The sequence below is a fragment of the Kordia sp. E genome, assembly GCF_056033805.1.
This window is the reverse complement of record NZ_JBRASR010000002.1, coordinates 1,635,923-1,658,956: the sequence shown is the minus strand read 5'-3', so window position 1 is coordinate 1,658,956 and position 23,034 is coordinate 1,635,923. Positions and strand designations below refer to the sequence as shown.

The 23,034-nt window shown below is 32.2% G+C and carries 24 protein-coding genes; 16 read left to right on the top strand and 8 right to left on the bottom strand.

What is annotated here, in order from left to right; genetic code table 11:
• Positions 1-4 precede the first annotated feature (4 nt).
• Positions 5-1,105, top strand: a complete 1,101-nt coding sequence (locus tag ACUUYC_RS10450; protein WP_474265748.1) for an SGNH/GDSL hydrolase family protein — start codon at positions 5-7, stop codon at positions 1,103-1,105.
• Between the two features lie 127 nt (positions 1,106-1,232).
• On the opposite strand, the gene ACUUYC_RS10445 is transcribed toward ACUUYC_RS10450, so the two are convergent.
• The gene (locus tag ACUUYC_RS10445; protein WP_474265747.1) at positions 1,233-2,651 is read right to left on the bottom strand and encodes a B12-binding domain-containing radical SAM protein; all 1,419 of its coding nucleotides are present in this window, start codon (positions 2,649-2,651) and stop codon (positions 1,233-1,235) included.
• Positions 2,652-2,690: 39 nt separating this feature from the next.
• Positions 2,691-3,431 carry a glycosyltransferase family 2 protein gene (locus ACUUYC_RS10440; protein ID WP_474265746.1) on the bottom strand — a complete coding sequence of 247 codons (741 nt, stop codon included), beginning with the start codon at positions 3,429-3,431 and terminating at the stop codon, positions 2,691-2,693.
• Between the two features lie 101 nt (positions 3,432-3,532).
• On the opposite strand from ACUUYC_RS10440, the gene ACUUYC_RS10435 reads away from it, so the two are divergent.
• The 8 genes from ACUUYC_RS10435 to ACUUYC_RS10400 all read left to right on the top strand — a co-directional run bounded on the left by ACUUYC_RS10435 (position 3,533) and on the right by ACUUYC_RS10400 (position 10,568).
• Complete coding sequence (locus ACUUYC_RS10435) at positions 3,533-4,957, top strand: ArnT family glycosyltransferase (RefSeq protein WP_474265744.1); 1,425 nt, start codon at positions 3,533-3,535, stop codon at positions 4,955-4,957.
• 10 nt (positions 4,958-4,967) lie between these two features.
• Positions 4,968-5,945: a polysaccharide deacetylase family protein gene (locus tag ACUUYC_RS10430; protein WP_474265743.1), complete on the top strand. Its 978-nt coding sequence runs from the start codon at positions 4,968-4,970 to the stop codon at positions 5,943-5,945.
• Positions 5,946-5,951: 6 nt separating this feature from the next.
• A complete protein-coding gene (locus ACUUYC_RS10425) occupies positions 5,952-6,878 on the top strand; it encodes a GNAT family N-acetyltransferase (protein WP_474265742.1) in 927 nt (308 codons plus the stop codon).
• Position 6,879: 1 nt separating this feature from the next.
• Positions 6,880-7,719, top strand: coding sequence for an FkbM family methyltransferase (locus ACUUYC_RS10420; protein WP_474265741.1), 840 nt, complete (start codon positions 6,880-6,882; stop codon positions 7,717-7,719).
• Positions 7,720-7,881: a hypothetical protein gene (locus tag ACUUYC_RS10415; protein ID WP_474265740.1), complete on the top strand. Its 162-nt coding sequence runs from the start codon at positions 7,720-7,722 to the stop codon at positions 7,879-7,881.
• A gap of 74 nt (positions 7,882-7,955) precedes the next feature.
• Positions 7,956-8,285: a GIY-YIG nuclease family protein gene (locus ACUUYC_RS10410; RefSeq protein ID WP_474265739.1), complete on the top strand. Its 330-nt coding sequence runs from the start codon at positions 7,956-7,958 to the stop codon at positions 8,283-8,285.
• Positions 8,286-8,386: 101 nt separating this feature from the next.
• Complete coding sequence (locus ACUUYC_RS10405; RefSeq protein WP_474265738.1) at positions 8,387-9,436, top strand: glycosyltransferase family 4 protein; 1,050 nt, start codon at positions 8,387-8,389, stop codon at positions 9,434-9,436.
• Positions 9,429-10,568 carry a lipopolysaccharide biosynthesis protein gene (locus tag ACUUYC_RS10400; RefSeq protein WP_474265737.1) on the top strand — a complete coding sequence of 380 codons (1,140 nt, stop codon included), beginning with the start codon at positions 9,429-9,431 and terminating at the stop codon, positions 10,566-10,568. The genes ACUUYC_RS10405 and ACUUYC_RS10400 overlap by 8 nt, the downstream gene beginning before the upstream one ends.
• A gap of 105 nt (positions 10,569-10,673) precedes the next feature.
• Here the strand turns inward: ACUUYC_RS10400 and ACUUYC_RS10395 are convergent, their stop codons facing one another.
• Positions 10,674-11,564 carry a 2OG-Fe(II) oxygenase gene (locus tag ACUUYC_RS10395; RefSeq protein ID WP_474265736.1) on the bottom strand — a complete coding sequence of 297 codons (891 nt, stop codon included), beginning with the start codon at positions 11,562-11,564 and terminating at the stop codon, positions 10,674-10,676.
• 102 nt (positions 11,565-11,666) lie between these two features.
• Between ACUUYC_RS10395 and ACUUYC_RS10390 the strand changes: the two genes are divergently transcribed.
• Entirely contained in the window at positions 11,667-12,728 is a 1,062-nt protein-coding gene (locus ACUUYC_RS10390) for a hypothetical protein (RefSeq protein WP_474265735.1), read from the top strand.
• 80 nt (positions 12,729-12,808) lie between these two features.
• Here the strand turns inward: ACUUYC_RS10390 and ACUUYC_RS10385 are convergent, their stop codons facing one another.
• A complete protein-coding gene (locus ACUUYC_RS10385) occupies positions 12,809-12,976 on the bottom strand; it encodes a hypothetical protein (RefSeq protein ID WP_474265734.1) in 168 nt (55 codons plus the stop codon).
• Positions 12,977-13,038: 62 nt separating this feature from the next.
• Positions 13,039-13,185 carry a hypothetical protein gene (locus tag ACUUYC_RS10380; RefSeq protein ID WP_474265733.1) on the bottom strand — a complete coding sequence of 49 codons (147 nt, stop codon included), beginning with the start codon at positions 13,183-13,185 and terminating at the stop codon, positions 13,039-13,041.
• Positions 13,186-13,531: 346 nt separating this feature from the next.
• Here ACUUYC_RS10380 and ACUUYC_RS10375 point away from each other — a divergent pair, with 346 nt between their 5' ends.
• From ACUUYC_RS10375 to ACUUYC_RS10350, 6 genes are all read left to right on the top strand, one after another.
• On the top strand, positions 13,532-13,900 hold the full coding sequence (locus tag ACUUYC_RS10375) for a hypothetical protein (protein WP_474265732.1): 369 nt from the start codon (positions 13,532-13,534) through the stop codon (positions 13,898-13,900).
• A gap of 478 nt (positions 13,901-14,378) precedes the next feature.
• Complete coding sequence (locus ACUUYC_RS10370) at positions 14,379-15,224, top strand: hypothetical protein (RefSeq protein WP_474265731.1); 846 nt, start codon at positions 14,379-14,381, stop codon at positions 15,222-15,224.
• Between the two features lie 4 nt (positions 15,225-15,228).
• Positions 15,229-16,266, top strand: coding sequence for an RNA ligase family protein (locus ACUUYC_RS10365; protein WP_474265730.1), 1,038 nt, complete (start codon positions 15,229-15,231; stop codon positions 16,264-16,266).
• 216 nt (positions 16,267-16,482) lie between these two features.
• Positions 16,483-17,487 (top strand): sensor histidine kinase, encoded by a 1,005-nt coding sequence (locus tag ACUUYC_RS10360; RefSeq protein ID WP_474265728.1) that lies wholly within the window; start codon positions 16,483-16,485, stop codon positions 17,485-17,487.
• Between the two features lie 298 nt (positions 17,488-17,785).
• Positions 17,786-19,192 (top strand): AAA family ATPase, encoded by a 1,407-nt coding sequence (locus tag ACUUYC_RS10355; protein ID WP_474265727.1) that lies wholly within the window; start codon positions 17,786-17,788, stop codon positions 19,190-19,192.
• Positions 19,185-19,793, top strand: coding sequence for an HNH endonuclease (locus ACUUYC_RS10350; protein ID WP_474265726.1), 609 nt, complete (start codon positions 19,185-19,187; stop codon positions 19,791-19,793). The genes ACUUYC_RS10355 and ACUUYC_RS10350 overlap by 8 nt, the downstream gene beginning before the upstream one ends.
• 23 nt (positions 19,794-19,816) lie before the next feature.
• On the opposite strand, the gene ACUUYC_RS10345 is transcribed toward ACUUYC_RS10350, so the two are convergent.
• The 3 genes from ACUUYC_RS10345 to ACUUYC_RS10335 are packed head-to-tail and all read right to left on the bottom strand — an operon-like array spanning position 19,817 to position 22,960.
• Positions 19,817-21,409: a glycosyltransferase family 39 protein gene (locus ACUUYC_RS10345; RefSeq protein WP_474265725.1), complete on the bottom strand. Its 1,593-nt coding sequence runs from the start codon at positions 21,407-21,409 to the stop codon at positions 19,817-19,819.
• Positions 21,402-21,836, bottom strand: a complete 435-nt coding sequence (locus ACUUYC_RS10340; protein WP_474265724.1) for a hypothetical protein — start codon at positions 21,834-21,836, stop codon at positions 21,402-21,404. The genes ACUUYC_RS10345 and ACUUYC_RS10340 overlap by 8 nt, the downstream gene beginning before the upstream one ends.
• Complete coding sequence (locus tag ACUUYC_RS10335; RefSeq protein ID WP_474265723.1) at positions 21,836-22,960, bottom strand: hypothetical protein; 1,125 nt, start codon at positions 22,958-22,960, stop codon at positions 21,836-21,838. Before ACUUYC_RS10335 ends, ACUUYC_RS10340 begins: the two co-directional genes overlap by 1 nt.
• Positions 22,961-23,034 lie beyond the last annotated feature (74 nt).

The window sequence follows — 23,034 nt, the reverse complement described above, 5'->3', positions numbered from 1 at the left end:
ACGAATGGCACGTAAAACCTTTTTTAAAAAACTAAAGTATTACAGTATTTCCACAATCATTATTTTGGTTTTAGCCGAAATTATTTTGTCGCTACTTGAAGTCGTTCCAACTAATTATTATGTCAATACGCCAAATTCTGGTTTCACTTGGGAAATTAATCCTAATGACATTACAGGCATTCATCAAGACTCAGAAGTTTCATTTGATGAATTAGGCGCACGTTCCATTTCCAATTATGACGATGCAAATCATAAAATTATTATTTTTGGAGGAAGCACAACCGCTTGTTTTGCGTTAACCCAGGAAAAAACATGGTCCGCTTTACTAGAAAAAAACTTAGGAGATTCTTATTGGATTGGAAATTTTGGACGACCAGGAAATAATAGTAGTCATCATGCATTGCAGCTCAAATATACACTTGACAAACCTGAACTAAGCGACACAAAAACTGTAATAGTGATGCAAGGAGTAAACGATTTTGTTGCGTATTTGATTTCTCCTGAAAGGTATATACATCTTCCGGAAGATAAACTTAAACGCTTTGCTTTTCAGCATTCTCCAAACGATCATTTGCCTTTTTACAAACGCCTTACACTATATCAATTAGCATCAAGAGCCAAACAAAATATTGTTTTTTATTTCAAACATAAAGATCATTTGATAGTGACTATACAAGATATTAAAGACTTAAGAAAACGTTCTAAAATCATACCTGAATTGCCCAATTTAGAAGCTGGATTAGCGCATTATGAAAAGAACATTCTTGATATTATAAAACAAGCAAAAAATAAAAACATCAACTTAGTTTTTGTGACACAAGCAACGATGTGGCGACCAGATTTAGAGCCAAAATATGAGGAATTAATGCTAACAAGCGGATTTGAAAACAATGAAGCTTTTTACAGTACACCAGCTTTATATGAAGGCATGGAAGTATTTAATGAGCGTTTAAAAGAAGTTTGTAAACAAAACGACATTCCGTGTATTGATTTACAATTACCAAAAACAACGGAATCTTTTTATGATGATTTTCACTTCAATGAATCTGGAGCAAAACTCACTGCTGATCAACTTGCGAAGGAATTGAAAACTGTATTAAAGTAAGTTATGAATTAGAGATAATAGTACTTCTCGATACAATTTTTCTTCATTTTATTAAGAAAAACCACGCGAAGTGACGCTAAAATAATTAACAGTCAACGCAAAACGATCCAAAAGCGAAACGATCCAACTACGCTAATTGTTGTTTCTTAAAGAATGTATCTACAATTTTCTTTTCCACAGGAACACTAAAGTATTTGTGTTTACAACGCCATCTTGCTAATAATTGCAATGGCTTATAAATCCACTTCTGATTTGAGTATGCAAACTTTAAGTAAAACTTGAATTTCTCAAAGAAGTCATACTTTTCTGAGCTTACCCAAGGTCCTGATGAACCTACAAAATCAAAATCAGACCATTCGTGAACTGTTTCTGGTAATTTGTAACCTTCTTTCACAACATTATCCGTAATTGTAGTCCCAGGATATGGTTTAAAGTAAAAAATTGGTGTGTGGAAATTTGGATGCATACTATTCAATTCGAGCGCAACTTTCACAGTTTCTTCAATACTCTTATCGGTTTCTTCTGGAAAACCAACAATAAACGGAAACTGTACTGCAATTCCTAAATCCTTGCAACGTTCAGCACACATGTATACTTGTTCAATTTTAATATCTTTTTTAAGCCAATTCATCATTTCTTGCGAACCAGATTCGACTCCAATTAACAAACGGCGTAATCCAGATTTTGCACAGGTTTTAAAATCTTCTACAGACATTCGCGAACCTTGATCAGCACGCATCGTTGCAGCCCATGTAAAATTTAACCCTTTTTCAATAATACGTTCAGAAACCTCAATCACACGATCTCGGTAAGTAAAATACGTTTCATCTTGAAGATTAACGTCTGTAAATTGATATTTTTCATGCAGTTCAGCCAATTTATTCACCATAATTTCTGGTGAAATTGCTGTCCACTTTCTATTATATACAAAAGGATCTGCACAAAAAGTACATCTAAAATAACAACCCGTCGAAGAAATATAATCAAGTTGTCTACTTCCTTTCTTTTCAAAATATTTCTCAACATCAATCAACTCATAGTTAATATCTGCAAACGTATCCATTGCAACAATAACACGTGGTGGGTTTTTGATAATTTCACCTTCTTCATTTCGATAGCAAATTCCTTTCACACTAGAAATATCACCTTTAGCAGCGTACATTTCAACCAATTCTCTGAAAGTATCTTCTCCTTGTCCTTGTGCCGTAACATCAATACAAATTTCATCTTTCAACGTTTGCTTTGGAAACAATGACGTATGCCATCCGCCCCAAATTACAGGAAGATCTTGGCGCATTTTTTTAACGGCTTGCGTCACTGACAAAGCATCTTTAATAGGTCTTCCAGTTAAAACTGTAGTTCCAAAACACAACGCATCATCAATATGTTTTTTAATTGTTCCTAGAGGATCTTCATCTATACGACCATCAACAATAATTACTTCATATTTCTCAGGATCAAGTACAGAACCAATTGCTAACAATGCGAGTGGCATGTCAAAAAATACGGCTATTGGGTTGTATAGTAATATTTTATGCTTTTTCAAAATGGGCAATTATTTTTTATAAATATACTGACTATTTAACTATTTAAATATTTGAAATGATTTTATTTTCTTTTTGTGTAAGAAATATTGAATTGACACTTTCAATACACCCAAACCATACGTCATACTTCGTTGAAAATTAATAGATGAACTTTCTTCAGAATATGTTGTTGGACATGTAATTTCTGCAATTTCAAAACCATTATTAAAAATTTGACATAACATTTGATTGTCAAAAATAAAATCATCAGAATTGTGCTCTAAAGTTAAAGAGTTTAATACTTCCGCAGAAAAAGCTCTGAAGCCTGTGTGATATTCGGATAATTTCTGACCAATCAAAATATTTTGAAATAAGGTTAGAAAACGATTTGCAATATACTTGTACATTGGCATTCCGCCACGCAAAGCTCCTTTTCCTAAAATTCGAGAACCCAAAACTACAGGATACACTTCATTGGCAATCAAATATGCCATTGAATGAACCAACTTTGGCGTATATTGATAGTCGGGATGCAACATCACTACAATATCGCCATCTAACGATAAAGCTTTTTTATAACAGCTTTTCTGATTTGCTCCATATCCTTTATTTTGATCATGTTTCACAACGTGTTCAATACCTAGTTCTTTCGCAACTCGAAGCGTTTCATCTGTACTATTATCATCTACCAAAACCACTTCGTCCACAATATCAAACGGAATTTCGTTGTATGTTTTCTGAAGTGTTTCCGAAGCATTGTATGCCGGAAGTACAATAATTACTTTCTTTGAATTAATCATGAATTTTTGACTTAATTGCGTACAAAACACAAAAAATAATAGTATTCTTTTACGATCGCCAATTTAACAACTATATTTATATACGCAAAACAAAACCAGCATTGAAATTACAAAAACTCACTACTCCTTTTTACGAGAATTTGATGCTTTTCATCATTCCGTTTCTCTTTATTTTCATTTTGAGAATTGCTGGATTTGATGGTTTGTACGGACAAGATTCTTATGAATATTTACGTTATACAAACGCTATTCAAGAATACATCACAACAGGAATACATCCTGGAAATTATTTTTGGCCAGTACTATATCCCACTTTAGGAAGTTTGCTAGGTTTTATCTTTGGAACTGCATTAGCCTTGCAATTAATTAGTTGTTTAAGTTTTTCCATAGCATGCGTCTATATTTTAAAAACAATTCGATTATTGTATCCAAATGCAAAATTTCGTTTTTTTTATGTATTAATTTTTGGTGTTTTCTGTCCGTTTTTATTAAAAATGGGAATCATCGTTATGTCAGATGCGTTGACTCTGGTCTTTGTAGTTTTAGCATTCTATTTCTTTTTCAAATCATACTATAAAAATACAAGCCTCGCTCCTATTTTTATCTTTGCAACTTGCGCTGTAATGACACGTTACGCCTCGCTTTTCATTACATTTCCAATTTTAATTTACGCATTGTATTTAATTGTAAATCGACGAAAGTTTAAACAATTTATTATTGCAGCAGTACTAAGTGTAGCTGCAGCAATTCCGTTTCTTATTTTCCAATGGGGCGCATTGTTTGAAGCATCTTCCAATTACTTTTTACAAGTTTGGTCAGTAACAAACTATTTCAAATCGAGTTTTACTACAGAAGATGGCGCGACTAGCTATACGTTCCCAAATTTAATTTATACATGTTATGTATTCTTTCATCCTGGATTTATTTTTATTGGAAGTATTTTAAGTCTAATTACATTAAAAAATTATAAATCACTGTTTTTATTTCATCAGAAAATATTAATGATTTGTAGTGCAGTATACATTTTCTTTTTAGCAGGAATTCCATTTCAAAACCCGCGAATTCTCGGTTTGGTATTTCCGTTACTATTGATACTTTTCTTTCCTGCTTTTATAAAACTGATGGAAATAAAACTCATTAAACGATTTTTTATTCCAATCGGAATTGCTTGTACCCTATTACAATTGGTGTTTTTTTCCATGACGTTTCAATTAATTTTTACACGAACAATTGTTGAAAAAGAATTAGCGACTATGATAAAACCACATGAAGGCAATACTTTATATAGTTTTGATGTAGATTTGGCAATGCAAGGTCGCGGATTAGATTTTGAGTATAAGAATATGTTCATGGAACGTTATGAAAACTTCCAACAAAACGATTTGATTTTGTTTGATCCAGCACGTTATGAAGTACAATGGAAAGGTAAAACTCTAATGTTGAACTGGAATTTTATTGAGCAGAATTACACATTAAAAATAATAGAAACACATCCACAAGGATGGAAATTATATCAAATTCAATAATATGCTTTGGATGCGCATCAAATATCGTTTAGGATTGTTATTTAAAACTGTGTTGTTCAAACTTGGTTTTGGAAAATTGCTATTGAAAGATCGTTATGGCGAACGTATTTTGGTGTATCACGGAATTGACGCTATTGGCGAAACAAAATACAATAGCCGATTTATCTCAAAAGTATTCTTTGAAGAATTTATCAAGCATATAACCACACATTATAATGTAATTTCTTTAGATGATTTCTATCAGAAGAAATTTAAAAAAGACACCTTAAATATCGCGCTTACCTTTGATGATGGTTACTTGAATAACTATACATATGTAGTTCCAATTTTGGAAAAGTATAATGTTCCTGCATGTTTTTATATTACAACGATTCACGAAAAAGCGCCGTATTTATGGGCAGATTTTCTCGATTTAGTTTCGTATCACACCAATAAAGAAGAAGTTGTTTTAGAGCGAAATTTGTATCAAAAAAATGCTAAAAAGGAATTCATTTGGAATGGAACTTCCATGAAAAACGTTGCCAAAGCATTACCATATGACGTATTGAAATTGATTTATGAAGTTTTTCAAGATGATTGGAAAGCATTATCTCCAGAAAAATTTGAAGATTATTGGAAGTTGATGAATGCAGAGCAAATTAAGGAAATTGCAAACAATCCATTATTTACCATTGGCGCACACGGTGAAACACATGCAAGTTTAATTGATATTCCTGCAGAAGAAGCAAAACAAGAAATTTTAAATAGTAAAAAACAACTTGAAGTAATTTGCGAACAACCAATTACGGAGTTTGCATTTCCGTTTGGCTATTACAATCCGGAACTTGCTGCTTACTGCGAAGAAATAGGTTTTGAACGCTTATTATTAGTTGATTACAATACAAAACAAGATGCCAAAAATGAAGCATGGAAAAATCGATTTGTAATGAATCCGTATATTTCTATGGAACAACAATTGGCATGTTTATTAAAAGGTTCTTATTTCTAGAAACATATGTTATATAAAGAAATATATCGTCTCAAACGAGTTGACAATAATGATTTTCCAGCAATCAAAGAACTTTTCTGGAAAGTCTTTAAAAAGAGGGTTTCACTTAAGTATTTACAAAACAAATACAACACGTCTTATACAGGCGTCAATTATATCTGCAGCATTGCATATTGTGACCAAATTCCTGTAGCTTTTTATGGTGCAGTTCCACAAAAATTTAAGAACAACGATCGTGAAATATATGTCGCGCATGCTTGTGACTCTTATACATTACCAGATCATCAACGAAAAGGATTGCATAACGCATTAGCAAAATTTGCGTATGAAATTATGAAGGAAAACGATATGAAATATGTGTATGCTTTTCATAGCGCAAATACGTATCGTAGTACCAAAAAGCTTGGTTGGAAAGAACATGAAAATTTACAACGATTTCACATAAAAACAAATACACTTCCAATTGGAAAAGTGCTAAACAAGTTGCGTTGGACAAATATGTATGATGTTTTCTTCAAACAAAAAGTTTCACAAGAAGCGATTGAAAAGCTAAATTCTGAACACAAAGAAAAGTATCAAATACAATACACAAACGATTTTATCGATTATAAAAATAGTTTCAAAAATCATTATTGTGTCGAAGTAGAAGGTTGTGTATTTTGGTTAAAAATTCAAGCAATTATTCACGTTGGAAAGTTTTATGCTCCATCTGCAGAAGCATTACAAAAAGCCATCAAAAAGTTAAAACGAAAAGCATTTTTCTTAGGCATTACCGAATTCCTTTTTCAAGTTGACGCAGACTCTACCATGGCAGCACAATTACTAACCATTGTACAACCTAAAGAATCTTGGTTGGTTGGTTATTTAGATTTTGATCCAGAAATCGATTTAAAAGACTTTATATTTACCTATTCAGATTTAGACACTTTTTAGCATGCAAGTACAGCTTAAAAATCACACATTCCAGATTGATCCTGGACAGAATAAACATTATTGGTCGTACATTAATTCCATTGATTGGGAACCGCACACGTTTGCTATTTTCGATCATTTTATAACTAAAGATTCTGTGGTTTTAGATGTTGGTTCATGGAGTGGCGTTCTAACGTTGTATGCTGCAAAAACAGCGAAAAAAGTACACGCCCTTGATCCTGATCCTGTTTGTTTTAGTGAGTTGAATACAAATGTTGAATTGAATCCAGCTGTAGCTGAAAAAATAAAGACATACAAAACAGCAATTTCAGATCAAAAAGAAACCTTGCGTTTGTCTGCACGCGAAACATATGGAGCTTCATCTAGCAGTATTTTAGAACGCAAACGTGATACTGAAAATTCATTGGAATTAGAAACAATTTCATTGGCAGAATTTTTAGAAAAGGAACAAATTCAAAAAGTAGATTTTATTAAAATGGACGTAGAAGGCGCCGAATTTAGAATTCTACCAACCATAGGAAAAGCTTTAGAGAAAGTAAACTATCCGACGTTGTATATTTCTTTTCATTATAGTTTTTTGAATGAGAATCTATATCATAAAAATATTCCTTCAGCATTTTTGAATAAATTGTTGATGCGCTTAGAAAACACATTTGGCTTTTCATTGTATAAGAAACGAATTCGCAAAGAAATTGCAAATCTGTACGATGATTTAAAAGCATACACATATATTTATAAAACGGACGGAACACTTATTTCCTTTAACGATTTGGAACGCAAACCAGAACTGATTAAGGAAACGGATTTGGTGTTTACGAATACGGAGTGGATTCCGCAATAAATGCGGAATGACAAAGAAAAACCAAATGCCATTCCTGCGCAGGCAGGAACCCATAATAACAATAACAAAAATAGATTCCGCAATAAGTACGGAATGACAAAGAAAAAACTAAATGTCATTCCTGCGCAGGCAGGAATCCATAATAACAATAACAAAAAATAGATTCCGCAATAAGTACGGAATGACAAAGAAAAAACTAAATGTCATTCCTGCGCAGGCAGGAATCCAAGAATAATATGTATAAAACAATTCACCAATACTATGTGTACATCCTTTCCAACAAAAAGAATGGAACATTGTACATTGGTGTTTCTAACAATTTAGAAAGAAGAGTATTTGAGCATAAAAATAAACTAGTCGAAGGGTTTTCTAAAAAATATGATTTAACTAAACTCATGTATTTCGAAATTTTTCAACATATTAATGAAGCGATAACACGAGAAAAACGATTAAAGAAATGGAAACGACAATGGAAGAAAAATTTAATCGAAGAAAATAATCCTAATTGGAATGATTTAGCTTCTGATTGGTCAACAAACATGGATTCCGCAACAGGTGCGGAATGACAACTGAAATTACATTGAAACACTGAAAAATCAAGTGCCATTCATACGTAGGTAGGAATCCAAAATAAATAACAAGATTCCCGCTTACGCGAGAACTAAAGATGAACAAAACGAATCAACATATCGTATTCTTAACACCTGGTTTTGCGGAATCAGAGGAAGATTCTACCACAATTCCTGCGTTGCAAGTGTTTTTAAAAAGTATGCGAAATGCGTTACCGAGTGCAAAATTAACCTTGCTTACGTTTCAGTTTCCTTTTACAAAAAAGAAATATAATTGGCATGGTATTGAAGTGATTCCGCTTAATGGTCAAAATAAAAGATTAAAGAAACTCTGGACATGGAAGAAGGCATACAAAACACTTCAAAAGCTTCATAAAAAACAAAAGATTGATACCATTCATAGTTTTTGGATTGGCGAATGTTCTAAAGTTGGACAACGGTTTTCCGAAAAATATAATATCAATCATGTGGTAACTGTGATGGGACAAGATGCAACTATCAAAAATTCATATGCAAAGAACTTAATAGATTCCAAAGTAAAAATGGTGACGCTTTCAGAGAATCATCAAGTAGAGTTATTGAAGACATATAATTTAGATTCTACAATAATTTCATGGCATTTAGATGTTTCTGAGTTTCCAGATTTGCAACAAAATACAATCGATATTTTAGGTGTTGGTTCATTGAATACAATTAAGAATTATCCAGATTTTATCGATATCATTTCCGCTCTAGCGAAAACACATAAAAACCTCAACGTTGCTATTATTGGTGATGGCGCGTTGCAAAGTGAACTCGAAAATAAAATCAAAAATCTAGAATTAGAAGATACAATTACATTACTCGGAAAGCTATCAAGAACGGAAGTTTTAGAGAAAATGTCACAATCCAACATCTTATTACATACAAGTTTATACGAATCATTTGGGTTTGTGTTTTTGGAAGCATTGTATTCAGGAATGCAACTTGTTTCACACAATGTCGGACTTGCCAAAACTTCTAAACATTGGCATGTGCTAGAAAGTAAAACTGAACTGATTGAAGCCTGCTCAACCTTACTTTCAGTCTCTAGCGAACCAAAAAAACGCATTACACTCAGTGCTGAAGAAAAAACTATAAACGCTTACTTATCTTTGTATCATGCGTAAATTGATTACCATAGGAATCAACACGATTCAAGGATTTGCCAGTCCTGCGTTCAACTTTTTGATTGTTGTTTCTGGTGTGAAAATCTTTGGAAAAGCAGAGTGGGCAAGTTTGATTAATGTGATGTTATGGGTTTTGTTTACCACATTTATGTTTGGTTGGGGAAATCGCGATCACTTACTTCGAAAATACAGTGAAGAACCTTCAAAAATGTATCATGCATTTTTTAGCAACTTCTTATCACGTTGCTTATTAGTACCTTTTGCTTTATTGCTGTTTTTATTTTTCCCAACAGTCATCGCTTCTTGGGCAATTGCACTCGTAGTACTAACATTTTGCTACTCTTCCTTGAGTACTTTAGTTATATATCATCAAAAGTTTGGTGCGCAATTGATCGCCGAGGCAATTGCGTTTGCCATTATTTTTGGAAGTATTTTTTATATTGACAATTTCAACTTAGAAATCTTTTTAAAAATTTACACTATTGCAATTTCTATAAAGTTAATTGTGTTGAGTTTACAATTGAATTTCTGGAAAGAATCGTTTTCAGCTACCTTTTCTTTACAAGAATTTAAAGCTGGTTTGCCATTTTTCATTCTTGGTTTGAGCGGTTGGTTGATTTCTAAAACAGATATTTATGCTGTTGATTTGTATTTAGAAAAATCGCAATTAGCCGAGTATCAATTGTTGATTACTGCTTTTTTAATGTTACAAGCTTTGGCTGCCTATATTACTATTCCATTTACAAAACATGTATATCGCGTATCAGGTGAAGTTGTCCAAAAAATAAAGTATAAACTCTATGCTGTTTCACTACCATTAACCATTTTGGGCGGATTGGCTATTTGGTGCGTTATGGAATGTTTTGTGGAATTAGGGTTTTCATATGAATATTATATCCTTGGCGGATTGATTGCTTTACCTTGTTATTTCTATACATTAAATATTATGGAATTGATGAAGAGTCACAAAGAACGCACAATCATTTACATTAGTTTCATTGCAATTTTTGTGAATGTAAGCTTAATTTTCTTTTTGATAGAAAGCTATGAAATTTTTGGTGTGTTACTTAGTGCTTGTATTACGCAGTGGGTTGTACTGCTCGTGTATAAGATACATAGAAGGTTAGTTTAGACCTACTTTGAAAACCAATGATCTCGATACAATTTTTCTACGCTTCACTACAAAAAACCATTCAAATTGACGATTTCGAGTTAAAAGATACTTGTAATTATTGTTCTATTTTTTCTTTCTACTAAACAGATTCAACACTTTACTGATAAAATCGTCATTGATTCCAAATGTACCTTTGATCCAAGTGTAAATTGCAATTAGTTTTTTATCTAACCAAATTAAAATTGACTTGAAACCATCATTTGGTCGAGCTCGGTAATTGGTAGAACGTCTTTTGAACGAACCTGTTTTTTCTTCTGTGAAATAGTACAATGCAATTGACTTTCGCGTTACACCATCAGGACATTGTATCGGATCAGGAAAACCATGATACGAATCTTCATCCGTATTAAAAATCACAACTCTGTTAAATATTGGCTCAATTTTTACAGCACATTTCGACATGTCTTTCTCCCACAATTCTAAATCGCCTCTATATGAATCTTCCCAATCTTTGTTTAAATACACTAACACATTTACACGACGACGCCATGTTTTTTTGTGTGGATGTACGGTAAAATCTGCATGAATATTTAAATATCCGCCATTTTCACTTTGGTGAATTCCACCACCTTCTATAGTTGTATCTGGCAATAGATTTTCAATTCCTGTGAGTTGTTCTAAGTAGTGAATAAATTCAGGTGAGTTTAACTCTTTGATAACTCCATCACGGATAAATTCAGGAATTAACTCCAATTTATTCAGTCCATGTTTTTTTTCATTTACATGTACATAGTGAATCCATCCATCATCTTTAATTTTCGGAAATACATCGAGTGCTTTTTCCGCAGCTTCTACTTCCAAACAATCATCTAATATGATATGTGGATATGGCGAAGCTGATTGATACGCTTCAATATCATTTACTAATGTGGCTTTTCCTTTTGAGTAATCAAAAATCATTGGTTGGCTTCCTTGAATTTCGCGATAAAAGTACGCAAAATATAAGATTCTCACACATCTATTTCTAATGCTTTTTTATGATTTTCTTCTAAAGAATACAATTGCTTACTTTTTGTTTGTTGCATATTTTTTGTTCCTTTGCTTGAAACACTTTTTATGAAATATAAACGTCTTATCGGAATCAATTTACTTGTGTTAAGTGGATTATTATTGATCTTGTCAATTGTTTTATATTCTATAGAAGCCAACCGAATCACTACTTTTTTCAAATTTACAAGCGAGTTTCAAGCGCAATATTATATTCCTGATTCTACAGCACTTTTTATACACAAGCCTAATATTCATATATATGATAATTGGGGAACACCAGAACAAAAAATATCTACAGAACGACGCACAAATAATTTAGGTTTTAGAGATGATGACGATGTGATAGCCAAGAAACAAAACGAACTTCGTGTACTTGTAACAGGCGATTCCCATACGGATGGTGTTTTAAAACACAACACTGAATCTTTTATCAATGTTTGGGAAGAACAACTGAATGCAAAAGATACAACGACTTATTATAATTGCATTAATGGTGGTGTTGGTTATTACACGTTTCGTAATTATCATGGTTTTTTAAAAAAGTATGCTTATTTAGAACCTGACGTCTTTATAATTAATGTTTTTACCGGAAATGATTTTCGAGAATCTGCTCTTTATGAAGACGATCGCACAAGTTTTTCTAATATGTATAGAAGCATGCGAATGAGTGTCCGTAGAAAGCTTCAGTCTTCAGCACAACAGAAATTTCCATATATACAAGGTATAGAACAAGTGCTATTTTATGAATCGTTTCCTAGCGAAAAAGAACGCACGATAGGTATCGCGCAGAAATATCTTTTGAAAATCATAGAATTGTGTAAACAGAAAAATATTCGACTCATTGTTACTTTATTGCCTTCTAGAGCAGAGGTAAAACCAGCGTTTTATAAGGAAATACAAACATTATTCGATCTTGATACAAAAACGATGGATATCAATAAAGAATTGACAGCAATGTTAATCGATTTCCTTCAAAAACAACAAATTGAATATCACGATTTAACACCTGCATTACTTGGTTCAACCGAAAAATTGTATTGGGATGAAGATTTACATATCAATCCAAAAGCACATGAAATGATTGGTGATTATTTTTTTGAAGAAGTGTCTTTAAATCCTTCGCATTAAATGATATTTATTTGAAATTATGATTACGATACAAAAAATGCGAACCGAAATTCGCATTTAATTTTTCATTAGAGTTTTTACTATCTTTCAGGAGGACATCCGTATGCTCTACATGTAAATGTTTCGTGGCATGTATCCGTTACACATCCACATGAGCCATGGCCAGTTCCGCCTCCTGTTACTTTAAAGTTTAAATTAGAAACAGGTTGTCTGTTGAGTTTTAAATTTTTTAGATTTTGTTTTTTCATGATTTAATGATTTAAAAAGTTACTATTGAAATTAAAGAAGTGAGTCAAAGCTCACCTTAGACTTATTTAGGACAGTGACCCGCCCAAGAAAGCCATACACAAACTTGTCCTGTTGGTACGGCAACTCCAGCACCTTTTAAATGATTTGATTGAAAGTTAGAAACTTCTTTTTTGTTTAGACGTAATGATGTAAGATTTTGTTTTTTCAAAATGTAAAAGTTTAAGGTTAATAATGACACAATACTATTAGAATTATAACCATTTACAAAGGGCATATCGTGGCAATTTATAAATACTAACGTATAGTTTCTTTGCATTTACGTATTCTCTCTGCACCTTGTCTTTTGAAAATAATTAAGAGTTGGTTTCTCAAGTTTATAGGGACGTTGCTGAGCTTCCTGAAAGTTTGTTGCAGATGCGCAATTAAACTTGAAACAATCTTAAACATATTGAAAAGTAAAATTTTATATATTTGAAATCGATAAGCAAAATTTGAAACATATAATTATGAAGCTAAAAACTTTATTGATTAGTTTATTTATCTTAATAACATTTATGAATTGCGGAAATGAAGACGATACCGTACTTCATAACCCTTGTGTATCTGATATTGATCTAGGAGTTAGTGGAGTGACTGAATCGAATTTTATGGTTCAAACTTTTAATGAACCTGATGAAAAAGGTTATATAGTCTCTGCGACAATTACAAATGATAATCCTGAATCAGTTTCTGGAAGACCTAGTTTTGTATTTAAAGAACATGGAAGAGTAATAACTTATGGTACATCGAATTCTGCATCTTCAACCTCGTGTATAAATATAGACGCAGAATCGACTTGTGATTTTGAATTTCGAATATATTTAAGTCATGATGAAGCCATTGATAACAATATTGAGTTTCTCTGTTTTATTTACTTTAAATAAAAAAATAGATAGAACGAATTGAACAAAAACTGTCAATCTATTTAGGCGGCACATCCTACTCACATACCTTATGTAACACGCTCTCAAACACAAATAATAGCTTCCTGCACATCTGCGAGAAGGTTTCCAACGTAAACGAAAGCTCCCTGCACATCTGCGAGAAGGTTTCCAACGCAAACAAAAACTTCCTGCACGTCTACGAGAAGGTTTCCAACACAAACAAAAGCTTCCTGCACGTCTGCGAGACGCTTCCAAACGCAAACGAAAGCTTGTCGCATTGCTGCGAGAAGGTTTCGTGAGTCTTTCTATTGCGAACTACTTAATGAATTAATCAAAAACAATCATTTTACTGCGAATTCCTTAAAATGAGGGTTTTTAGGACATGTGAGAAATTATATAATAGAAATACAATCTTTATTGCTACTTTTATATAAAATCATCCTATCGCAATTACACAAAACATCAAGTATTTACGCCCATGAAAATTAGCAATAGCATACAAGCATGTATTCAATTTTGGTTGAACTTAACTGGTCGTACTGTAGATTTTGTTAAGTATCCTTTTTTAAAAGGTCCGATAGCAGATACTGATGTTATTGGCGAAGCATTTTATCCAAAACTTGCCAAACAGGAAAACCTTCAAATTGATCATACGACAGAAGGCGGATTACTTCAAAATTTCGATAGTGTTCTAGACAAAAACAGTCCATTTTTAAATAAGTTAAATCCCGCAATTACTGAGTTTTACGAACAGACTTCTAAATATAAAATGGAAGTTTGGGCAAAATGGAACGCACCAATTAGTTGGTTTGCAAAGCTTTTAATTCGTCTTGTGAGTGTAGAAATGAAACAACTTAACATTCCTTTAAATTCACTTGAAACAAGTTATGGAATGAGTAGTTCCGTTATACATTTAACAAATACAGAAAGTGATGTAAAGTATGCTTGTTGGTTGCGAAAGTCTGTAAAATCTAACAAAGTAGTCTATGCAGGTTTTTATAGTTCGGTTCCTACCGATAATGCTCCGTATGAATATGTACGTGTTGTGTTTCCACTTCCAAAAGGCAATGTTACGGTAGTTTTGAAAGTTGAAATTTTGGAAGACGGTTCTGTTCAACTAATTTCCGACGGAAAACGATTTGGGCAATCTGGTTATTACCGAATGCATGAAAACAAAAAAGGTGTTGTAAAAGCGCGAATGATTCCAATTAAAGAAGTTATTCATGTTTTTAAAGATGAAGAAGGTATATTGCGAACTGACCATTATTTTATGTGGTGGAAAATGAAGTTTTTACAATTACATTATAAGATGATTAAAGAATAGAATAATGAGTGAATTTTCAGGATATGAGAAAATGCCAAGTAGTTTAAAAAAGCTTGGATTTGATGAAAGTGATTTTTCTCAATTAGAGAAATTAAAATGGGTTGTGACCGAAAAAGTACATGGCGCCAATTTTAGTTTCGTCTATGATAATGGTGTTTTAAAATTTGCCAAAAGAAAAGAATACTTGGCGTGGAATGATGATTTTTTTGGCTTTCAACTTGTTGCCAATCAAATAGAAACGAATATCATTCGACTATTTGAAGAATTGAGCACAAACATCAAAGGAACTAAGTTTATCATTTACGGGGAATTGTTTGGTGGAAAATATCCGCATGCAACTGTGAACGCAAATTCTAATGTACATGCCATTCAAACTGGTGTGTATTATTCGCCAACTATCAACTTTTGTGCATTTGATATTGCTATAGAAACTGAAGGTTCTGATTCAAAGAAATATGTAGATTATGAAACAGCAATTTCATATTTTGAAAAGCACCATATATTTTACGCAAAACCATTACTGATTGGAAAGTTTGGAGACGCTGTAAATTTTAATACGCGAATCAACTCTACAATTCCAAAACAATTGAATCTTCCTGAACTAACCGAAAATTTGATTGAAGGCGTTGTTATAAAACCTTATAATCAATTAGAAAATGTAGTTGTTTCTTCTAGACCTATTGTGAAATTGAAGAATAAAGAGTTTGATGAAGAAAAGAAATTTCATCAAGCTGAAAAATGGACATATGTCCCTACCATTTCTTCAAAATCAGAAGATTTGTCTTTTATTTTAGATGAGCTACGAAACTATATTACGGGTAACAGATTGGAAAGTGCCATTTCTAAAATAGGCGCATTAGACTTGGCGAATGAACAACGCATGGCAGACATTAAAACTGAATTTTTCAAAGATACTTTAGTCGATTTCAATGAAAATAATAAAAACCTTTTAGACGAATTATCAGCCGAAGAACAAAATTGGATTCATGAAAGAGTTAAAGCCGAAATACAAAAAGTAACGATTAGTTATAGTAAAAATTGAGCTTTATTGAATTGTGCTTTTACATAAAAAATAATGCTGTTTTTATTTTATTATGACTACATTGATTTCTAGTTATTAGAATTCAAATTGTATATGTGTGCGATTTATGTTACTTTTATTATGATACAGGATTTTTTTAGATAAAAGTTCTGGTATACATATGTTGGCAAGCGTATGATCAATTTGAATTTTAAAACCCTCTATCTAATACACTTCATGGACTACTCTAATTACATTATAGCAGCTCTTATTCTTTTTGGAGCTTTCATTATGTTGATGAGTGCAGCGTACACAAAAAAAATATTTAATATACTACCAGACAATAAGTTAAAGTCTAATTGGAAGAAATTACGTGTATTAATGCTATTGTTTTTGGGAGGATATTTAGTTGTAGCTATTGTAGTTATTCTAGGAGAAACTGAGTTACTCGCTTTCCTTTCGGGAGTTATCTTTTTTATGGGATCATTGTTTGTTTTTATTGTGGTTCGTACTGGACTTGATAGTTTTAAAAAACTAAAAGAACTCAATCAAAATTTAGATGATACCGAGTTAAAGAATAAAGAACTTGAACAGTTTGCTTATATAACTTCGCACGATTTAAAAACACCGCTTAGAGGAATTTCGAGTTTGGCTTCTTTTATAAAGGAGGATTTAGAAGCTGGTGAAACTGAAGAAGTTTTTGAGCATATATCTACTTTACAAGGACGCGTAAAACGTCTTGAAAATTTAATTAATGGCATCTTTCATTATTCAAAAATTGGGGAAATCAAACCAGAGCCTATAGATTTAAATTCCATGATACGAGCGGATTTTAAGAATTATCAAAACTCAAATGCTATACATTTTTCCATTAAAGGAAAACTTCCTGTACTTATTGGTGACAAAATTCAAATATCTCAAGTAGTCTCAAACCTGATTAGTAATGCTGTAAAATATAATGATAAAGATCGTTGTGAGATAAACATTTCAAGTGTTGAAAAGGCAAAATCTTACGAAATTACATTTGAAGACAACGGACCTGGTATTGCCTCTAAGTATCAACAAAAAATATTTGAAGTATTCCAAACGCTCAACGAACAAGACACTTACGAAAGCACTGGAATTGGACTTGCCATTGTAAAGAAAATTATTAAAAAACACGAAGGAACCATTCGAGTTGAATCGAATGGAAAGTTAGGCACCAAGTTTATTATTACGTATCCGAAGCGTTTGGAACGATAATTTTTGATTGACGATTTCCGATTAATGATTTTTGAGTTTTTCATCACGAATATTATTCTTGTCATTCCTGCCTTTCGACTTTGCTCAAGATAAACTTTGGCAGGAATCTACTCTATTCAAGTAATTTTAAAACTTACATCTATTTTTCAACGCTTCTTTTTTGGTGTTTTTTATTGCAATTACGGGAAACCTCATTGTGTATGTGTGAGAATTTTTTTATTTTTATTAAACTTTGAAAAGAGTTTTACTCAAAGCTTTCGACTATATCATAAGTACTCAAAAAAGCAACATGCCTTTAATGAATAAATTTAGATTACATGCTATAAAAATAAATAACAAGTTAATTAAAACTGATTGGATTGATCTTATAAATAATTCAACTTATTCTGATGGAAATTATTTTTCCCTTATTGTTGGCAATAATGGTACTGGTAAAAGTAGAATTCTAAGTCAAATAACTAGATTCTTCAATAAATTATTACTGGAAGACCCACAGCCTAGTTTGTTTAAAGAATCTGCCTTTGAATATACTACTCCACCTTCAAAAGTAATAGCCATAACAAATAGCTTATCAGATAAATTCCCTAATGATCAAAGCTTTAGACCTTCTGCAAATTTGACTCAAGATTTTTTTCATAGAAATTTTAAGTACAATTATTTAGGAACTAGAAATAAAGCTAATAGTTTTTCCAATAAAGCCTTAATGAATAAGGCTTTAGAAATAGTTTTCGAAAGCTATTCAAAGCTTAATATTTCTAGGGAATTTAGACATATTTTTGATTATTTAGATTATGAACCAGTAATTAAATTAAATTACAAATTAAAACGTTCAAATATTGAAAAGTTTGAAGATATCAGCCCTCAAACTCTAATTAAATACGCTGAAGAAACAACCAGAGGTGGGTTTATTTACAATAACAATAATATTATTAGTTATGTTAAGAAAAGAGCTATTGAGATATGTGATTTCATAAATGACAAATTATATTTTAACAAAAATGAGTTAACAATCAATTTTTCTGAAAAGAATATTGTCAGAATTATTAAAGATGATTCATTATATAGTGATAATGTTTATGAATACCGTCTTATTAATATTTTACGTAAAATCGGTTTAGTTCATTCATTAGAAATTCAAGTATTCAAAAAAGGTGGTAAACCTTTCAATTTTCGTGATGCAAGTTCAGGAGAAGCTAATATATTATCTACCCTCTTATCACTAGTACCGTTATTGAAGAATAATAGTTTGATTTTAATTGATGAACCAGAAATAAGCCTTCATCCTTCTTGGCAAGCTAGGTATATTAATTTACTTAATAAAATTTTAGAGAATGTTTCAGGATGTCATATTATTATTGCTTCTCACTCTCCTTTTTTAGCTTCAAATTTAAAGCCTGATAATTCTTCCGTAATCTCACTAAAGAATAAAAAGAACTTTATATCTGCAGTTAAAATTGACAAATCAACTTATGGATGGTCAGCTGAAGATATTTTATTAAATGTCTTCGAAATGGAATCAACTAGGAACTTCGATTTATATGAAAGTGTTTCTGACGCTTTAAACTTGTTAGCTAATGAAAATAGATCACAAGAAACTTTAGGTAAAATTCAAAACAAGTTAAAAGATTTTTTTCCTTCGATTCTTGACAATGATCCTATAAAATCAGTTATAGAAGCAATCCTCCAAACAAGACCTAATGAGTGATAAAATTCTAGTTCCATACAATCTTACAGCTGAGGAAAATTCTATTGTTGCAGAAAGTTTTAACACTCATAAAGACTGGACTAAAACAGTGTTTGATGGAATTAAGGAAAATATTATTAAACATTTAAGAATTCAACAAAACAATACCTGTTGCTATTGTAAATATCAACTAGGTTTTGACATTAAGCAAGTGGATATAGAACACATTATACCAAAATCAGAATATGAAAAATTCACATTTGAGACTAGAAATTTAGCATTAAGTTGTCCAGCCTGTAATACAAAAAAAAGTACTAACCCTGTTTTAAAAAAAAGAATAGTACATTATCCAAGAAGTGGAAAAAATATAATTATAATTCATGCACACTATGATGATTATTCGGATCATATAAACATAATTAATGATTGTATTTTTGTTGCTAAATCTAAAAAAGGAAGTGAAACCATAACATATTGTGAGTTATTCAGGCTTAGTAAAATCCAAGAAAAAGCAAAATTATATCAGTCAAACACTTTACATAAACTGGTGCATGATTTGAAAAACGCTAATACAGATGAAAAGAATGAGTTAATAGATCTAATAAAGAAAGCTGTTCGTTGAAAATTGATGTTTTGTTCTTCAAATTACTCCACCAAATACAGCACACCATCACCAGGCAACCAACGTGAATACCTATATTCTTTAACCACCTTTTGATCGGCAGCAGGTTTAAAAACTAAGGTGTAAATTGGCGTTACGTTTTTCCACCATTTTTCTTGGTCTTCTGAGAAAAAATTCCAAGTCACATATTCTACGCCGCCTTGTATCTGGTTTTTCGGAATGGTTTCAGTCAATTCGTTTAAAGCATTCCAACGCGTACGATTCCACGATAAGTGATCGTGTACCGCACAAACCGAAAATAAGGTAAATAATCCAATGCAACCATAGGCTATATATTGATATACTTTTTGTGGCATCTGCGTAGCTGCATTTGTTCCTAAGAAAACAATTGCAATTGGAAACAAAGGCAATAAGTAACGATCATACACACCAACAATTAAAAAAGGTGTCAGGTATACTACCGTAAATACAAAAGCCAACACAACTAATACGGAAGCCTTTGTTTTTGTAAACACAGTAGCTACTAGCCGTTTGATATGAAATACCAGCGAAACACTTGAAAACACTCCGATAGCCGTGATGAGTTGCCAAAGTAATTTTGGTGCTCTTGGATCGGGACTTGTCGTAAAGTTCCCTGCATGATCTTGCAATGTCGTTGGACCAACACCAAAATCTATCCAAATATTATCTAAACTAGGAATTTCTCTTCCTGTTTTTAGTAAAAATATAGTGACTAAGACTGTCCAAACAACTGCCCAAATTTTATAGGTTCTAAATGTATAACGCTTAAAATATATCAAATGAATTGGCGCTAATAGAAATCCTAAATACGCCATTGATCGGAAGAAATACGAAAGGGAATTCATAAAGATTCCTTTATCCACGTGTATGATATTGTCCAACATCAAATGGAATTTCGTGTTGTACCGATCTTGTAACAAATCATTAGCTTCCATGATGTATGAAAAGATCATCGAAAATATAAATACAGCTACTAAAGGTGTTATTGCTTTGATCAGGTTGATCAGCGTTCGTTTTTTTACCAATAACACTGTGATGAACCAAACCACTGGAAAAACCCATGCCAATTGTCGAATGAGAAATGTCCAATAACAAAAGAATATTGCCCAAACTAAAGGTTGCCATTTGTCTGTCTGTAATGCTTTCGCAAAGAAGTAAAACGCCCAAATCGTCACACAATAAAAAGGTACATCAGTCATAAATGAAAACGACAAGGATAGAAATATCGGATTCATCATACATAACAATACACCAACTAAAGTAACCCAACGTGAAATATTAGCGAGTTTACAGAGTTCGTAGATTCCTATAAGTGTGGCAAATCCCATCACCAAGGTTGACCAGCGTAGTACAGTAAAAGAGAAGCCAAATATTTTAGTAAATAAATAACCCCAATATACATGTCCCACTAAGGTCATTTCTCCCCAATTGTAGAGTTTTAAATAGCCTTCATCACATAAGGTTTTGACAGTTTTCCCATAACACCAATCGTCGTTCAATGGAAAATCACCTATAGGATTGATGATTAAAATAATCAATACCCATAAGATTAATAATCCGAGATGATCTTGGTATTTTTTCAGCAAACTATTCATTTATTGTAAAGTTTTCATTGCAACCAAAACCAACGTATTTGATACCTTTCTTTGCAAAGTATGCCTTGTATATTTCTACCTCTTCTTTTGCTTCTTTTAAATCTCCTTCAATACTTTTACGGTCAAATCGAAAGCTTTTGTTATGATCTAATAGATTCCAAACAATTACATCTTCTTCATGAATTACTTCTACTCCTTGTTCCCAACCACTACATTGAGGTGAACCGCAAAGACATGAAAAAAGAAAGTATGTTCCTGCTTTTTCCACACTTTCCATTAGTAAACTAGCATCTACCATATCACCTTCTTCATATACTCTACCTGAATTTACACGAATTTCCAACTTGCCTTCCATCCAAATATCATCATGACTCATTTGTTGCGCCATTACTAGTAATTCTATGTATATAGTATCTAACCTTTTCATTATTCTTGTTTATAATATGTAAAAAAAGATTCAATATGTTTTTTCGCGAAAGCGTTTCCTGCTTCACTCCAATGTCCATCGCACGATAAAAACAAGGCTTCATATTCAGCTTGCGTAAAAGTATCTGTTTTTGGCAATAGGTCTAAATATTCTACATCAATGCTATCACAAACAGCTTGTAATCGCTTTGCCAATGGATTTTTTCCATGTTCGCGATAGGCTTTTATTTCTTTTTCAATGGGAATACTATATATCATTACAGGACGATCGCCAGCCAAACGTTTGATTTCTTCTATACAATAGCGCATTCGATTGAATTGCTGTTCTGTAAAGTTGAAGTAACTAGGTATTTTAGATTCATCTAATAGTTTATCATCTGGAATGGCTTTTACGCGTTGCATCACTTTTAAATAGCGATACATGTTGTATGAGTTCGTAAAGTTTTTTAGCACTTTGTATACAAAATGTGGTTGTGTTGGTCGTGCTTTCGATTTATGAATGCTATCAGCATAGTATACCGTTTCATAAGTTGGATAGTTTCCTTTTAGAAATGGTTTATATCGATTTTCGCCAACTTTCAACGCAACTTCGTAATCGTCATCTATAAAATCATTGGAAGGTAAAATTCCCACTAATACTGCTTCATGATTGTATTTTTTTGCCATGGCTTTATACATCGTAAAATACTGTATTGGCCCAAAATTTCCTGCCAAACCAAAATTTAAATGTGGAATATTGGTTTCTTTTTCAAGAAGATTGGTTAAACGATCTTTAGTATTCACGCCTATTCCTTCTGTAAACGAATCGCCCAAAGCAACCACACGTTTGTTAGAAGTGTTGATTTCTCGTTCTACATCACGCAATCCTTCAGAATTTGTTTCATACACTACATCAAAGCAATACTTTTTTTGTCGGTATTCATCATTTGGCAAATGCAACGTTCCGAAGTCTTCATTCAAATCATACCAAAAACTAAAGGTATTTTGAAACGTATAGGTTGGCAATTCTATTTTTATTTCTGCTGTACGAATATAAATTGCTAGAATAATTTCGAGTAGTATAAATGTAATCCCGAAAATGATAATTAGGTTTTTTAACGGTTTGAAGATGTATTTCTTTAGCAAAATAGTTCTTTTGGTGGTTGGTGTGTTGAAAACAAATATACAGTCTCTCTGAAAAGAATCTTTAAGAAATAAGA